Genomic DNA, 17,111 nt, shown 5'->3' with positions numbered 1-17,111 from the left:
CGAGTTCGCCAGGATTTCGTTGTTACCGCAGATGGATTATTGACCCGGGGTCGGCGCAGTGACCTCACCTTCGTCTGACGAATTTGACGCTAATGGTTGCAACTCCGCGCGCAAGGTCACCTTTAGCACGTCGCCGGGCGCCATCGTTGACGTCTCAGATGCGTCTATCTCAGCGCTCTTTTCACTCTTGGCAGGTCGGACAATCGTGAACTGAAGCCTCGGTGGTTCGCTTGATTGAATGGCGCTGCTTGACGACAAGGCCTCCGTCAACAATTTCTGCGTGGTCTCTTTCTTCAATCGGAGCTGACTTATCGTTGCCTGCTCCGACTGCAAATCGGACGCGATTTGCGTTTGTCTCTTGTCGTAGAGTCCTTCCAGATCCCGCGTCGTCTGGCTTATGCTTTGGCGCGCACGCATGATTGCAACGGTCAGATCGAGGCGATCGTTCTGATAACCTCTCATGACACGCTCGACGTCTGCTTGACGGGTTGCGACAATGGCACCTTTCTCGATGAGGGCGATCGTGCTTTCAAGTTGTTGTTGTATCGACGCAATATTGAGATCCGTGCTTTTGGTCTTTTCCTCGAGAACTTTTATCTCCTCTGACAGGAGGTCGCGCAGGGCACCAAGAGATTTGGACTGTCTGGAAAGTTCGTTGGCTCTGGCGGAAAAAATCGTTTGCTCCTGCGTGTAGATGGCATCCGGATAGGCCGTTGCGTCAGAGTTCTCCTTTGGAGCTTGAAAAGACTTCTCCCCGGCCAATTCGGCCTTGAGGCGGGCGATCTTCACTGTACTTCGGACGATCGAATTATCGATCTCCTTCAGGTCTCCAACCATTTTTGTAACATCGGTGGAGCTCTGTAAGTTGCTGGCAGCGCGACGCTGGCCCCCGCCCATTGCCAAGGCCTGAAGGACGGTGATCCCGCCGTGGAAATCATACTCGCCAGGCTTCTCGACATCGCCAACGACATAGATGGGTGGGTACTTCAAGACTTCGACGGTGGCGGCGGGTTCATCTACCAGTCCGATCTTTTCCTTTAGCCGCTTTGCTATGAAAGATGCCAGGCTCACCTCGTCCAGCTGGTCAACCGAAATCGGACCGAGGAGTGGAACAGAAATGGTCCCTTCCTCCGACACGGTATACTCGCCACCGACGGTTGCCCATTGCTCGTAACTGCCCTTGGTCGGCATCCACTGCACGAGCGTTAGACGGATTTTCGTATTTGGAAAAAGAGGGCTCGCAACAGCTGAGCAGACCCCGGTCAGAAAAGAAGCGGCCACGGCGAACGTGATGGCCCGCGAGATCCCGCTGAGAAACTTGCTGCTGCGTACCCGACGTTGCTGTTCTTGCATCAGCTAGGTTCCGGATTGTCTACAATACTCAAGATACTCGCCGGACATCAAACGGGTCGATGTAAAGCAACATGATCTGGCGTTATATTAGTTTTCCCAGCATTCAATGTGCAAGTGCGCACGTATAACCAATAATGCTTACAGTTTAACCCCGTTCGGGGAGGAACCAAGACGAAAGGTTGTTCGCAAGGTTTGACGCAATCGACTTGGTTTTCATATGGCATCACCCAAATGGACTAGCGGGCACCAGGCAACGTCTCCACTATAGATGAACTATCGTCGCCCCGAAAACTGAATGAAGATGTCGGTCAAACTACGCCGCTCTGGTTCTCAAGTTCGGATGAATTCGCAATGGGTGACATTGATGTTGGTTTCTATCTTTCCATTCTGCGACGGAGGCTGCCCTATATCCTCGTATGCGTGACTGCGACCACGCTGATCGCTCTGTCAATCGCTACCCTCATGCCACGCAGCTACATGTCGGCTGCGAAGATCCTTGTCGAGGCACCGCAGATTCCAGTGGCTCTGGTCCAATCGACCGTTCCCATAAGTTCACTTGGCCAATTGCAGATCATCAAGCAGCAACTGACAACACGTGACAATCTCGTAAAACTGGCGGCCAAACTGAATATCTATGCCGGTGAAAAGGAACAGCCTCCGGTCGATTCTCTTGTTAAGAATCTTCGCTCGAGGATCATTTTTGAGCAAGGCGAGGTCAGCAGCGCCGATGGAGCATCTGTCTTCACGATCGGCTTCGAGGCCGGCAGCGCGACCCTGGCGGCAAATGTCGCAAATGAACTCGCAACGTCCATCCTGACCAGCAATCAGAAGCAAAGAAACGACAGTGCCGGCAACACGCTGCAGTTTTTCGATGAGGAAGTGAAGAGGCTCGACGGTGAACTCAATCACATCGAGGCGGATCTCCTGAAATTCAAGAATGACAACAGGGACACGCTGCCTGAAAGCCTCACATTTCGCCGTACCGAGCAGAGTGGATTGCAGGAGCGGTTGATATCTCTTGATAGGGAGCAATCGGACTTGCGCACCAGGCGCAGTCTTCTGGTCGAAACCTACATGGTGACCGGGAAGTACCCGACCGGGGAACCGCTGACTGCCGAACAACAGATGTTGCTCGATCTTAACAAGGCGCTCTCCGATCAGCTGACGGTATTTGCAGAGACAAGCCCCAACATCATTTCATTGAGAGCTCGTATCGCCGCCTTGCGAGCGAAGGTCGTTCCAGAGAAGCAAGGGAACGGGGATTCAAAGGCTCAATCTGGGTTGGACCTTCAGCTGTCCGACGTCGACAGGCGCATAGACGCCATCGATAAGGAAAAAGTGCAAATTACAGCAAGGATAGCGGCCCTCAATCAATCCATCGTTGCTACGCCGGCAACTGATATCCGATTGAATGCCCTGGAACGCACACTCGCGAACACGCAAACCCTGTACAACACGGCGATCGCCAAGCGGGCGGAGGCATCGCTCGGCAAGCAGATCGAGACACGGTCGGATGGTGGACGCTTCTCGCTTCTAGAGGAAGCCACGGCACCGCTGGAACCGATGCGATCGAAGCGTCGCTTTATCGTATTTGGTGGTTTTGCTGCGGGGCTCGCATTGAGTTTTGCAATCATTGCGCTGCTTGAATTTTTGAACAAGACGATCCGCCGGCCAAGTGAACTCGTCCAGATGCTTGAGGCACAGCCGTTAGCGGTGATCCCATTCATCCCCACACCTTACGAAAATCGAACGCCGCCCTTGAAACGAAAGCTCAACAGCGTCACGCGAATGTTCCGCTGACAGAGAATGAGGCACGGATGACGTGCGTTAATGTCAAATTAAAAACCGAGTAACGTCATGGTTCGACGTAGGGATCGAGGACAGGTAATGGAATCTGTTGGCAGATCGTCGCGTAGTAGAGGAATTTCCGAGATGGACGATCGCAGTCTTGTCATGTCCGAGCCGCTCGGAATTGTAAGGGGGGCATGGGAAGGGCTTTCTCCGCTGGTCGTTGACCATGAGGCAGCCGCCAATAATCGCATCATCACCTTGAATCGATCGTCTTCGGCCCACGCCGCTTTCGACATGATGCGCACGAAGCTGTTGCGTATCCTCAAACAAAACAACTGGACCTCGGTTGCGATAACATCTCCCACGCCGGCCTGTGGCAAGACCTGCATTGGGCTGAATCTTGCCTTCAGCCTCGCCAATCAAAAGGATTGCCGGACGGTCCTGATTGACCTTGACCTCAGGCGCCCGCAGATCGGCAAAACGCTCTCGATCAGAAGTTCAGGCTCTATCGAGAGCTTCTTGAAGGGCGATGCGGGTTTGCGAGAGACATTCTTCCGTTACGGAGACAACCTGGCAATCGGACCAAACCGGCATCCAGTGCAATTTTCGGCCGAGCTCCTTCAAAGCGCCGCGGCCGCAAAGTCCCTCGAAGAGATGCGTCAGGAAATGAAACCAGACGTCATCCTGTATGATTTGCCCCCGATGCTCTCTACCGACGATGTGCTCGCCTTTCTTCCGAACGTGGACGGGGTCATTCTTGTTGCCGCATCCGAACAGAGCACGGTCAGTGAAGTCGATATCTGCGAGCAGAGCCTGCGTGAAAAGACAAACGTGCTCGGTGTTGTGTTAAACAAGAGTGCCTATAGCCAGGAACAATACGGCTACTAGACCGGTGCGGAATCCATAGAGGCGAAGTCGACGACGAAGAAGTTAAACACCTTCGGTCAAAAAAGGCGTGCAGTGTAGGGGGATCCATCCTCGCTGCTGCGAGCGTGTCGAGCCTTGCAGCGACCCTCGGGCCAGTTCGCGGTCTTCGGCACCGTCCGCCAGGCCATAGCGCGACTGCGCGGGAAGCCGTGGCCTTGTTTTCGAGGACGTTGAGACGCGGTCCCGTGTCGTTGCCGCATTGATTCTGCCTCATTGGCCACGACGTCGGCGTTTCGATCACCATTTTGCTAACTGTACCTTCCGACGGCACTCCCATTCGAATGTAGCTCGTCAATGTCATTGGCAGTCCCCGCTCGCCTTGGTTGAGGGAAGGCAATCACTGGCGCGGGGTTGCCAAAGCGTAGGCCCGAAAGCTGCAACAAGAGGGGCCCGAATTGCGGTCACGACAGCCGCCTCCCTCTCCCAAACCCTGTTCGCTAGGCCAGTGTGTGTCGTTGATCTGAACCGGACGGTCTCCGACCTCAGTGCCAAATCGCTTCCCTCTCAATAGGAGTGCGGCTTCTGGCGGATAGTCACTATCGCCGAAAAAGCGGCCTTGGTCTCAGACCAAAGTCTCGACAAAGAGCGACCATAGTGCCGTCGATGGCTGGACGGTTGTCCAGATGATTATGCGACCTAGTCCCCTCGTGCACTGACCCCTGGAACTGCATAATCATCGAAGGGTGGTCCTTGAGGACCGACCAACTGTCTCGGCCATAGCTTCGGCGACGTAAGCAGCCCGCAGCGCACTTCGTTTGTGCGAAGGGCGAAGCTTTGTCCAGGGCTAAGGGCAACTTTGGGGAGGGTGTTATGGTACAATTCATTCGTTCAGATCTGGATTTCATCCTGCAGCAAATCATTATTGCGGAGCGCAATGCTAACGGCGAGAGCCTCACCGACATCCTGCCAAACGCCGAGGTGCCCCTGGGCCTCCGGACCGTCGACGGATCTTTCAACAATCTGGTTCATCCCGAATTCGGCGCCGCAGATCTGGCTTTCCCGCGCCTTACCGACCCATCCTTTCAGGCCGCGGAGAGCGGCACGAGCTATGCGACACCGGGAACGACGGTTGTGGATTCCGAGCCGCGCACGATCAGCAACCTGATCGTCGATCAGACGGACAACAACCCGGCAGCTCAGGCCGCAGCCGCCCAGACGCCCGGATCAAGCGTCGTCATGAGCCCCGGGCTGGACGGTCTGTTCGGTACAGCTGACGACACTCCAGTCAACTTCATCCCGAACGTCACCGCTGATGCAGGCCTGTCGGCGCCGTTCAACGCCTGGATGACCTTCTTCGGCCAGTTCTTCGACCATGGACTCGATCTGGTGACCAAGAGCCAGAGCCAGACCGAAGTTGTCTTCATCCCGTTGAAACCGGATGATCCTCTTTTCAGCACGGCGCCTGGCGCTCTTAATTTCATGGTCCTGCAACGAGCTGCGGGCGGACTGGACGCGACCAACACGACTTCACCCTTCGTCGATCAGAGCCAGACCTACGCCTCGAACCCCTCGCACCAGGTATTCCTGCGCGCCTATGAGCTGAATGCCAATGGCGATCCCGTGGCGACTGGCGAACTTATTACCAACCGCAATCTCGGGGCGGACGGCCTGTTCGGGACCGGCGACGATGTCGAGATCGGTGGCATGGCAACCTGGGCCGTGGTGAAGGCACAGGCTCGCGACATCCTCGGCATCAATCTCACCGATGCTGATGTCGGCAATGTGCCGGTTCTGGCTGTCGATGCCTATGGGAATTTCATCAAGGGGCCGAACGGGATGCCGCTGGTCATGATGACCGACGGTTCCTTCACCGAGGGCAACCTGGCCGCGCCGATCAGCCTCGCCGGCGCGGCCCGCACCGGCCATGCCTTCCTGAACGACATCGCGCACAATGCCGATCCCACCGGCAAGACCCCGGATGCGGACAACATCGTCAACACCGGCCCGCTTGCTGCCGGCCAATACGACAATGAGCTTCTCGACGCGCACTACATCGCCGGCGACGGCCGTGTGAACGAGAACATTGGCCTTACCGCCGTGCACGCTGTGTTCCACTCCGAGCATAACCGGCTGGTCGAGCAGACCAAGGACACGGTGCTGACATCCGGCGATCTTGCGTTTCTCAAGCAATGGCTGATTCCCGATACAGGGCCAGACACCTTCCCGACTACATCGGAAGAGATCGCCGCCCTGCAGTGGAATGGCGAACGCCTATTCCAGGCTGCGAGATTCGGCACGGAGATGCAGTATCAACATCTTGTGTTCGAGGAGTTCGCTCGCACAGTCCAGCCTCAGGTCGATGAATTTCTAGCGCCGAACGGCTACGATACCACGATCAACCCGGCGATTCTTGCCGAGTTCGCACATACGGTCTACCGCTTTGGCCATTCTATGCTGACCGAGACGGTCGATCGCCTGGATCCAAACTTCAATACCGTCGGTGGCGACCCGCAACTCGGCCTGATCGCGGCGTTCCTCAATCCGCTTGCCTATGCCAATAGTGGCCTGACGCCCGAACAGGCGACCGGCGCGATCGTTCGCGGTGTAACCCGCCAGGTTGGCAACGAGATCGACGAATTCGTCACCGAGGCATTGCGCAACAACCTGCTTGGCCTGCCGCTCGACCTGCCGGCGCTGAATATCGCGCGCGGCCGTGACACCGGCATTCCCTCGTTCAACAACGCGCGGGCCGAATTCTTCGCCATGACCGGCGACAGCCAGCTCAAGCCTTATATCAGCTGGGCCGACTTTGCCGATCATCTCAAGCACGCGGAGTCGCTGATCAACTTCATCGCGGCCTATGGCACGCATCCGTTGATCACCAGCGCGACGACATTGGTCGACAAGCGCGCGATTGCGACCGCGATCGTCCTTGGCGGAGCCGGAGCTCCGGGCGACCGCTTAGATTTCCTGAACGCCACCGGCGCCTATGCCGGTGGCTCGCTTGGCGGCCTCAACGACGTCGATTTCTGGATCGGCGGCCTTGCGGAAGAAAAAATGCCGTTTGGCGGCATGCTCGGCTCGACCTTCAACTTCGTCTTCGAGACCCAGCTTGAATCGCTGCAGAACGGGGACCGCTTCTACTATCTGTCGCGCACGGCTGGCATGCATTTCGGCACTGAGCTGGAAAACAACTCCTTTGCCAAGCTGGTGATGCTGAATAGCGACGCGACGCATCTGCCGAACGCGATCTTCACAACACCTGCCTTCACGCTCGAAGTCGACCAAACACGGCAGCACACCGGGCTCGGTGCCGATGGCCGCGCGGATCCGACCGGCGGTCTCGAGATCAATGGCATCGAAGTTGTTCCTCTTGTTATTCGCGACAATCCGGCGACGGGTGGAGTGGACACGAACTATCTCCACTACACGGGCGAGGACCATGTCGTTCTCGGTGGTACGGCTGGCGATGACATCATCATCTCGAGCGAAGGCGACGACACTCTTTATGGCGATGGCGGCAATGACAGGCTCGAGGGGGGCGCGGGTAACGACACAATTCTCGGCGGCGACGGCGACGACATCCTGTCCGACTCGTTTGGCGACAATCGCATTGAAGGCGGCGCCGGCAACGACGTCATTGTCGTCGGCAGCATGTCGGTTCTTGGCAACCTGATCCTCGGCGGTGACGGCCAGGACTTCATCATCACCACGGAAGACATCTCGACGACGTTCGGCGGCACCGGCGACGACTTCATCCTCGGTGCCAAGACCAATCTGCCGCCGACCGGCAATGAAGGCGACGACTGGATCGAAATGGGTACTCAGGACGGAGCGCCCGGCGACAACTTCTCGCCTGTGCTGGCCGACGACGTGATCGGCAACGACATCTTCATCGGTGGCGGCGGCTTCGACGAAATGATCGGCGAAGGCGGCGACGATATCTTCACCGGCAGCGACGCCCAGGACAAGATGGACGGGATGTCGGGCTTCGACTGGGTCACCTATCTGAATGACCGCTTCGGCGTGACCGTTGACCTGACGCTGGCTGCGTTGGCGCAACCACACGGCGCACCGGCGACCAACATCGGCGCTTTCCAGCCCATCGGCGCTTCGCCTGCTTCGATCCTCGACCGTTTCGCGGAGGTGGAAGGCCTGTCAGGTTCGAGGTATGCCGACGTACTGCGCGGCGACGACGTTGACGCCGTCACGATCGTCAACCATGGAGGCGCCACCGGAGGCGCACTGACCAACGTTGCACTCATCGACCAACTCGACGCGCTGCTCGGGGGTGCCGGGCTGTCGACGACGGGATTTGCGACCGGCAACATCATCCTCGGTGGTGACGGCAGCGACATCATCGAGGGCCGCGGCGGCGACGATCTGATCGATGGCGACAAGTGGCTGAACGTGCGTATCGGCGTCTATGCGGCCGATGACATAAATCACACCGGCACGCCGATTGCCTCATTCGACAACATGGTCCAGTTGATGCCGTTCATGCTGGCGGGCACCTACAATCCGGGCCAATTGCATGCGATCCGCGAGATCATGGATGGCAGCTCGACCGGCGGAAACGCCTTCGACACGGCCGTCTTCTCGGGCAACAGGGCCGACTATACCGTCACCATCGACGACAGGGGAACGGCAGACTTCAGCGACGACATCGTAACGGTCGCCGACAGTGTGGTTGCCCGCGATGGCACGGATACGCTGACCCATATCGAGCGGCTGCAATTCGCGGATGAGGCCCAGGTCGTCGTGCCCGGCCTCAACGCGGAACCGGTTGGATTGCTTGAGATTCGCGATGCTACAACGCATGCCGCAGACGGCACACCGACAGCCGGCCAGTTGCTTGAGGTGTCGATTGCCGGCGTGACCGATGGAGACAATCCCGATTCTGGGGCAATCACCGAGTCCGTCTCCTACTACTGGCAAGTCGATCGCAATGGCGATGGCGTCTTTGAAGACATCATCCTCCTGCCAGCGGGCGACCTTGCTTTCCTGAGCGCGGATGGCGTCAACTTCCGCGTGACGCCAGACCTTGTTGGCTTGCCTATCCGTGTCAAGGCCTACTACCAGGACGCCCATGGTGTGACGGAAACGGTCTTCTCGGCACCGACTGCAGCGATCGCCGCTGCACCTGTCGTCCCGCCGACCGTCGCAGCTCCGCTCAACGAAGTCACCGCCGGCGGCGCCGGCATTCATATGGCGGTCTCCGACCTGCAGTTCATTCTTGATCAGATCAAGATTGCCGAAGCCCACGCGCACGGTGCGAGCCTCCTGTCACTGATCCCGAACGTTCGCTCGCCGCTTGGGCTGCGTGCTGTCGACGGCTCAAACAACAACCTCGTGCACCTCAACGGTATCGACCAGAGCGAATTCGGGGCGGCCGACAACACGTTCCCGCGGGTGGTACCACCGAACTTCCTGGACGAGCAGGATGAAAGTCCATTCAGCCTGGGACCAGGCGGGCCGCCGCCCGTCACCAACACCAACTACAATTCATCGATCAGTGTCGTCGATTCGGATCCGCGCACGATCAGCAATCTCGTCGTTGACCAGACCGCCAACAACCCGGCGGCCTACGCTGCCGCGTTCGATCCGGGCCTCAACGGCCAACTTGACTTCGGCGCACCGGGTAATGACGACGTCCTGAAAGACGGCGTCTCGATCGTCAAAAGCCCGGGAATCGACGGTCTCTTCGGCACGGCTGATGACAAAGACGTATTCAAGATCGACGCGGTCGCGCCTGACGTAGGCCTCTCGGCACCTTTCAATTCCTGGTTCACGTTCTTTGGTCAGTTCTTCGACCACGGACTTGACCTCGTCACCAAGGGGGGGAACGGCACCATCTACATTCCCCTGCAGCCGGACGATCCGCTTTATGTCCCCGGCGGCAATTCGAACTTCATGGTGGTGACGCGGGCGACGCAAGCAGGCCCAGACGGCATCCTGCTCGACAACCCGGCGACCGCCGTTGACGAATCCGCCGACAATACCCACGCTGGCACCAACACTACGACGCCATTTGTCGACCAGAACCAGACCTATTCCTCGCATCCATCGCACCAGGTATTCCTGCGTGCCTACAGTCTGGACGGTACCGGGGCGCACGCCACCGGCAAGCTGATCACCAACTGGGATCTCGGCGCGGATGGTCACTTCGGCGGCGGTGATGATCGCGAGATCGGCGGCATGGCGACCTGGAAGGTTGTCAAGGCACAGGCGAACGACATCCTTGGCATCAATCTCACCGATGCAGACTTCGACAACGTGCCTCTGCTGGCCACCGACGCCTACGGCAATTTCATTCGCGGGCCGAATGGCTTCCCGCAGGTCGTGATGAAGGGGGCTGACGGCATCGGCGGGACGAGTGACGACGTCCTTGTCGAGGGTAATCCTCTTGCGCCGATCTCGCTTGCCAATGCCGTGCGCACCGGCCACGCCTTCCTCAACGATATCGCGCATAACGCCGTGCCGGTGTTCAATGCCGGTGTTCTCGCGCCCGATGCCGATACGGATACCGGAAATGCCGTTCCCGTCGGACCGGGAGGCAACAACCTTGCTTACGACAACGAACTGCTCGACGCCCATTACATCGCCGGCGACGGACGCGTGAACGAGAACATCGGCCTCACCGCCGTGCACTCGATCTTCCACCACGAACACAACCGGCTGGTCGACCAGACCAAGGAAACGGTCCTCGCGGCCAACAACCTCGACTTCCTCAAGGAATGGCTGGTTGAAGGTACCGGACCAGCTGCCTTCCCGACGACACCTACAGAGATAGCGGCCCTGCAGTGGGACGGCGAACGCCTGTTCCAGGCAGCCAAATTCGGCACCGAGATGCAGTACCAGCATCTGGTGTTCGAGGAGTTCGCGCGCACCATTCAGCCGAATGTCGACCTGTTCTTCGCCCCGACGCAGGTCTATGACGCCGACCTCGACCCGTCGATCGTGGCCGAGTTCGCCCATACCGTCTATCGTTTCGGCCATTCGATGCTGACCGAGACGGTCGACCGCTACGATGAGAATTTCAACGTTGTGGGCGATGGAAACCCGACCGAAGCCGGCAATCAGCAGACCGGCCTGATCGCAGCCTTCCTGAACCCGCTGGCTTTCGCCGCGAGCGGGACCACTCCGGAGGATGCAACCAGCGCTATCGTACGCGGCGTCACCCGCCAGGTCGGCAACGAGATCGACGAGTTCGTGACCGAAGCGCTTCGCAACAATCTGCTTGGTTTGCCCCTCGACTTGCCGGCGATCAACATCGCGCGTGGCCGCGATGTCGGCATTCCCTCGCTGAATGCCGTTCGCCGCGACATCTACCGGCAGACCGGAAACTCCGACCTTAAGCCGTACACGAGCTGGGCCGACCTGGTGCAGCACCTGAAGCACGCGGAATCGGTGATCAATTTCATTGCCGCCTACGGCACGCACGACTCGATCACCACTGCCACGACAACGGCGGCCAAGCGCGCGGCAGCTACACTCCTCGTGCTCGGCGGAGCTGGCGAACCTGCCGACCGGCTCGACTTCCTCAACTCCACCGGTACCTGGGCGAGCCTCGCTAGCGGCGTGACCACCACAGGTCTCGACGCCATCGATCTGTGGATCGGCGGCCTTGCCGAGGAGAAGAACCCGTTCGGGGGCATGCTCGGTTCGACCTTCAACTTCATCTTCGAGAACCAGCTCGAAAAGCTGCAGGACGGCGACCGCTTCTATTATCTGGAACGCACCGCGGGCCTGGCCTTCAACGCCGAGCTGGAGGGGAATTCGTTCGCCAAGCTCATCATGGCTAACACAAGCGCGACGCACCTGTCGGCACTTGTCTTTTCGACGCCGACCTGGACACTCGAGGTCGATCCGACCAAACAGTTCACCGGGCTTGGCGCGGACGGTCGCGCTGACCCGACAGAAGGAGGCACGGATCTCAATCCGCTGGTCGTTCGCGACAATCCCGACACTGCCGGGCCTGACAGCAACTACATCAAGTATACCGGCGAAGACCACATCGTGCTTGGCGGCACCAACCCTGGCAGCCTCGCCAATCCGAGTGGCAACGACATACTGATCTCGGGTGCCGGCGACGACACCGTTTATGGCGACGGAGGTAACGACCGCATTGAAGGCGGCTACGGCAACGACCAGCTTCGCGGCGGTGACGGGAACGACATCATCACCGACATCGGCGGCGACGACAACATCCAGGGTGGCGACGGCGACGACGTGATCCAGGGCGGCAACGGCGTCAACCTGATCATCGGCGGCTTCGGCAGCGACTTCATCATCACCGGAGAGGACGCCTCGGAAGCAATTGGCGGCCAGGGCAACGACTTCATCCTGGGCAGCAAGGCCAACGAACAGGATATGGGCAATGAGGGTGATGACTGGATCGAGAAAGGAACGTCGGACGGAGCGCCTGGCGACAATTTCGACCCGCTTGGCAACGACCCGATCATCGGCAACGACGTCTTCATCGGCGACGGTGAAAACGACAAGTTCAATGCCGAAGGCGGCGACGACATCATGGTCGGCAAGACCGGCTTCGGTGACCGCTACATCGGCGGCTCCGGCTACGACTGGGCCGACTTCAAGGACAACGAACGCGGCGTCTACATCGACATCTCGGATCGCTTCTTCGACTCGCCCCAGATGCCGGGTTCGCAAACGCCGCTGATCCGTTTCGATATAGTCGAAGGCATCTCCGGCTCGCATTTTGGCGACGTGCTGCACGGCAACGACGTCGACGCTGCAGCCCTGCCCACAGAAGGCGCAACGGGCAGCGTGCTGACCAACATCGCGCTGATCAACGGTTTGCAGGAGCTGCTCGATACAGCCTACGCGGCCGATCTCGCGCCCGGGGCACACAAGACTTTCTACGACGGCGGCAATATCATCCTTGGCGGTGACGGAAGTGACATCATCGAGGGTCGCGGCGGCGACGACGTCATCGACGGCGACAAGTGGCTGAACGTCCGCATCGCCGTCTACGCGGCAGGCGACACCAACCACACCGGCCCGGAAATTGCCTCCTTCGACAGCATGGCCGATCTGGAATTCCAGGCGAGGATGCTGGATGGCACGTGGAGCCCTGGCCAGTTGAACATCGTGCGTGAGATCAAGACCGGCACGGCCGCCTTTGACACGGCGGTTTTCTCGGGCAGGCAGGCGAACTACACGATCACGACGGTCGGTGGTCTGACGACGGTGACGGACAATGTCGGCACCGACGGCACCGACCGGTTGACGAACATCGAGCGGCTGCAGTTCTCCGATGGCTCGGTCTTGCTCCCGAATGCGGCTCCCGGCGTTACGAATGCTGCGCCTTCCGGCGTGATGTCGATCCTCGACGGTGTAACACCTGTCGAGACGGCTGCTGCCGGTACGGTATTGACGGTGTCGTTTGCTGGAATCACGGATGCCGACAATGTGAGCGCCACCAATCCGACCGGGACAATCACCGGACCAGTCGACTATTTCTGGCAGGTCGAGACGGTTCCCGGATCCGGCGTCTACGAGGACATCCTTACCTTCGGTGCCGGCGAGGTGGAGCGTGCCCATGGCACGAGCTTCACGGTGACTGACGGGGAGGCAGGGCTTAACCTGCGTGTGCGTGCCCTCTACCAGGACGGCCATGGGACGTTGGAGCAGATCTATTCGGCGCTGCCGCCAATACCTGGTGTTGGCGTGACCCTGGTCGGCACGCGTGCTGCTGACACACTCACAGGCACAGCGTTTGCAGACACGATCACCGGCGACCGAGGCGATGATATCATCCTTGGCCTTGGCGGCAGTGATACGATCGACGCAGGCCGCGGGGCCGATACTGTCGACGGAGGCGACGGCGACGATACCATCCTCGGCGATCGCGACAACGACATTCTCAATGGCGGTGCTGGGGACGACACGATCGACGGCGGCCGTGGTGACGACATCATCAATGGCGGTCCGGGCAATGACACGATCCTTGGGGATCGCGGAAATGACCTGATCATCGTTGGCTCCACCGACGGACGTGACATTATCGACGGCGGTCGCGACACCGATACCGTCCAGATCGTGGGCGACGCGACTACCGAGAACTTCAAGGTCTATGCCAGCGCCGATGCAATCGCGGCCGGCATCACGATTGCGGCAGCGACCCAGATCGTGATCACGCGCAATGATGTGGTCGTCGCGGAACTTGCGAATATCGAGGAGATCCAGATCACCGGCGGTGGTGGTGGCGATACGTTCCAGGTCATCGGCAATTTCGCTCCGACCACATTGCTTACCAGCACCATCACAATCGACGGCTCGGCCGGTGACGATACAGTGGACATCAGTTCGCTGACGTCAGCACACCGGATCGTGTTCACCTCGAACGGCGGCCATGACACCATCGTCGGCACTCTGCGTCCGCAGGACGTGATTAAGCTTGCACCAGGTTCGACCCTGGCTGATTACACATCGACGACGGCCAATGGCATGACCACGATGTCGAACGGCACGCACTCGGTCACCTTTGCCAGCGCCGGCACGCCGACCTTTGAGGCCGGCTCCGGTTCCGGCTCCGGCAGCGGCGGCGACACCGGTGGAAACGGTGGCGGCGGCAATGGTGGAGGCGGCGGCAACGACAATCCCGGAGGCAGTGGCGCCTTCCATCTGACGGCCAGCGATCTCACGGCCCTGAAGAACCTGGTGAACGGCCTTCCGGGCGGCGAAGACAATGACGCGGTCGGCATTCGTGACCTCGAAGGCACCGGCAACAATCGCGCGCATGCCGACTATGGATCTGCCGATCAGCCCTTCATCCGTCTCACGGGTGCGCATTTCGGGGATTACAACGACACCATCCACAACCGGGATATCAACCCGCTTTTCAACGGGCTGGATCCGCGTGCGATCAGCAATGCGCTCGGCACCCAGGAACCAAACCTGCCGACCAGTGCCGAACACGCCAACAGCCTGTTCATGGCGTTTGGCCAGTATTTCGACCATGGACTCGACTTCCTGCCGAAGGGTGGCAACGGCACGATCCAGATCGGTGCAGCAGGTGCCGGACATACGCCTGGTACCGACAATCCGGCGGATCTGACCCGCGGAACGGTCTCCGGCTTCGATGCCAACGGCATTCCGGAGAACCTCAACAAGACCTCGCCCTTTGCCGACCAGAACCAGGCTTACGGCTCCGATGAGCTCGTCGGTCAGTTCCTCAGGGAAGGCGACGGTCATGGTGGGTTCAGCGGTCGGCTCTTGGCCGGTGCACCCGATCCATCCAACCCGGACTTCAACCTGCTGCCCAACCTGCGTGAACTGATCATGCATCACTGGGCCAACAACACGGTCTTTGCGGCAGCTTCGTTGCCGGGTGGCCATATTGCCTTCCGCGACTACTTCGCCGGTCTGGTGGATGCTACCGGACACATCGATGAGACGATGCTGCCGCAGATGACGAAGAACTTCATGGGCAGCGGTTTTGCACTGCTGCTCGACACAAACCCCTTCATCAGCCTGCTCGATCACTATGTGGCCGGCGATGGACGGGCCAACGAGAACGTTGCCCTGACGGCGATCCATACCATCTGGGCACGCAACCATAACTTCCATGTGGCCGGGTTGCTGGAGGCTGGTTTCGCCGGTACGGCCGAGGAACTCTTCCAGGCCGCCAAGGTGATCAACGAGGCCGAATACCAGCGTGTCGTCTATACCGAGTTTGCCGACAAGCTGCTCGGTGGGATGAAGGGTGACGGCGAGCATGGCTTCAACGAGTACAACCCCGACGTCGATGCCCGCGTGTCGCACGAATTCGCGACGGCGGCCTATCGCTTCGGCCACTCGCTGATCGGCCAGAACCTGACCGTTATGGATGCGCAAGGCCATCCGACCCAGGTTGCACTGTTCGACGCCTTCCTCAATCCGACGAATGACGTCAGCGCGTTCACTGCCCCGTTGCCTCCCGGCTACGTGCCACAACCGGGTTATGAACAGCTCGGAATCAACGGCATCCTTGCCGGTGGCGTCGTGCAGCCGGCAGAAGAAGTCGATGTCAACCTCGTTGATGCTGTGCGCAACGATCTTGTCCGCAGCAGCGCTGACGTGTTCGCCTTCGACGTTGCCCGCGAATGGGATGTGGGCCTCGGCTCGATGAACCAGATCCGCGCGGATCTCCTGGCATCGACCGATCCCTATGTGCACGAGGCTGTCGGCTTCGCCGGCGACCTCAACCCTTATACGTCCTGGGAGGACTTCCAGACCCGCAACGGCCTGTCGGACACTGTCATCAACCAGTTCCGCCAAGCCTATCCGGACCTCGTACTGCAGGCGGGCGACATTGCGAAATTCAAGCAGATCAATCCCAATATTGACGTCGCGATGCAGCCGGATGGCACTGGCGTCGTCAAGGGCATAGACCGTGTCGACTTATTCGTCGGCGGCCTTGCCGAGAAGCACATCAACGGCGGTGTCGTCGGGCAGACATTCTGGGTCATCCTGCACGAACAACTGGACCGCATTCAGGAAGGCGATCGCCTCTACTACCTCGACCGCGTGGAAAACCTCGACTTCTACGACATCGTTGAAGAACAGGGCTTTGCCGCGATCATTGCACGCAACACCGGGCTGACTGGCCTGCCCGAAGACATCTTCGGAACCAACCAGCAGGATAATCAGGGTGGTGGCGATGATGGTCAAACCGGTGGGGGCGATGATGGCCAGACTGGTGGTGGCGATGATGGCCAGACCGGTGGTGGCGATGATGGCCAGACCGGCGGTGGCGACGATGGCCAGACCGGTGGTGGCGATGATGGCCAGACCGGTGGTGGCGATGATGGCCAGACCGGCGGTGGCGACGATGGCCAGACCGGCGGGGGCGATGATGGCCAGACCGGTGGTGGCGATGATGGCCAGACCGGTGGTGGCGACGGTGGCGGCAACGGTGGCGGTGACGATGATGGCCAAAACCAGGGCGGCGGCGATGACGATGGCTCCGGTGACGGCGGCACGGATCCGCTTCCTGTTGCGGCACGGACGTTGATCGGGACTGTTGCTGGGGATGTTCTGATTGGCGCGGCTGGTGCCGATACGATCCTTGCCGGTGGTGGTGGGGATATCGT

At 59.5% G+C, this 17,111-nt stretch carries 4 protein-coding genes; 3 read left to right on the top strand and 1 reads right to left on the bottom strand.

The genetic code is table 11. The features are described 5' to 3' along the window. Positions 1–36: 36 nt before the first annotated feature. Entirely contained in the window at positions 37–1,353 is a 1,317-nt protein-coding gene (locus FHT97_RS27515; protein ID WP_183756517.1) for a polysaccharide biosynthesis/export family protein, read from the bottom strand. A gap of 351 nt (positions 1,354–1,704) precedes the next feature. On the opposite strand from FHT97_RS27515, the gene FHT97_RS27510 reads away from it, so the two are divergent. From FHT97_RS27510 to FHT97_RS27500, 3 genes are all read left to right on the top strand, one after another. Further along, a complete protein-coding gene (locus tag FHT97_RS27510; RefSeq protein WP_183864823.1) occupies positions 1,705–3,153 on the top strand; it encodes a Wzz/FepE/Etk N-terminal domain-containing protein in 1,449 nt (482 codons plus the stop codon). A gap of 132 nt (positions 3,154–3,285) precedes the next feature. Beyond that, positions 3,286–4,032, top strand: coding sequence for a CpsD/CapB family tyrosine-protein kinase (locus FHT97_RS27505; protein WP_183756515.1), 747 nt, complete (start codon positions 3,286–3,288; stop codon positions 4,030–4,032). Positions 4,033–4,881: 849 nt separating this feature from the next. Then, the coding region (locus tag FHT97_RS27500; protein WP_183864822.1) for a peroxidase family protein at positions 4,882–17,111 on the top strand (12,230 nt) is incomplete at its 3' end.

Source organism: Rhizobium sp. BK399 (assembly GCF_014194695.1).
In the GTDB taxonomy this organism is placed as follows: domain Bacteria; phylum Pseudomonadota; class Alphaproteobacteria; order Rhizobiales; family Rhizobiaceae; genus Rhizobium.
Note: the sequence above shows the minus strand (reverse complement) of the source record. Positions and strands in the feature narration are given on the sequence as shown.

What these genes read in the sequence shown, in the direction of transcription:
- FHT97_RS27515 (WP_183756517.1), bottom strand. Translation starts at nt 1,353, where the DNA reads ATGCAAGAACAGCAACGTCGGGTACGCAGCAGCAAGTTTCTCAGCGGG.
- FHT97_RS27510 (WP_183864823.1), top strand. Translation starts at nt 1,705, where the DNA reads ATGGGTGACATTGATGTTGGTTTCTATCTTTCCATTCTGCGACGGAGG.
- FHT97_RS27505 (WP_183756515.1), top strand. Translation starts at nt 3,286, where the DNA reads ATGGACGATCGCAGTCTTGTCATGTCCGAGCCGCTCGGAATTGTAAGG.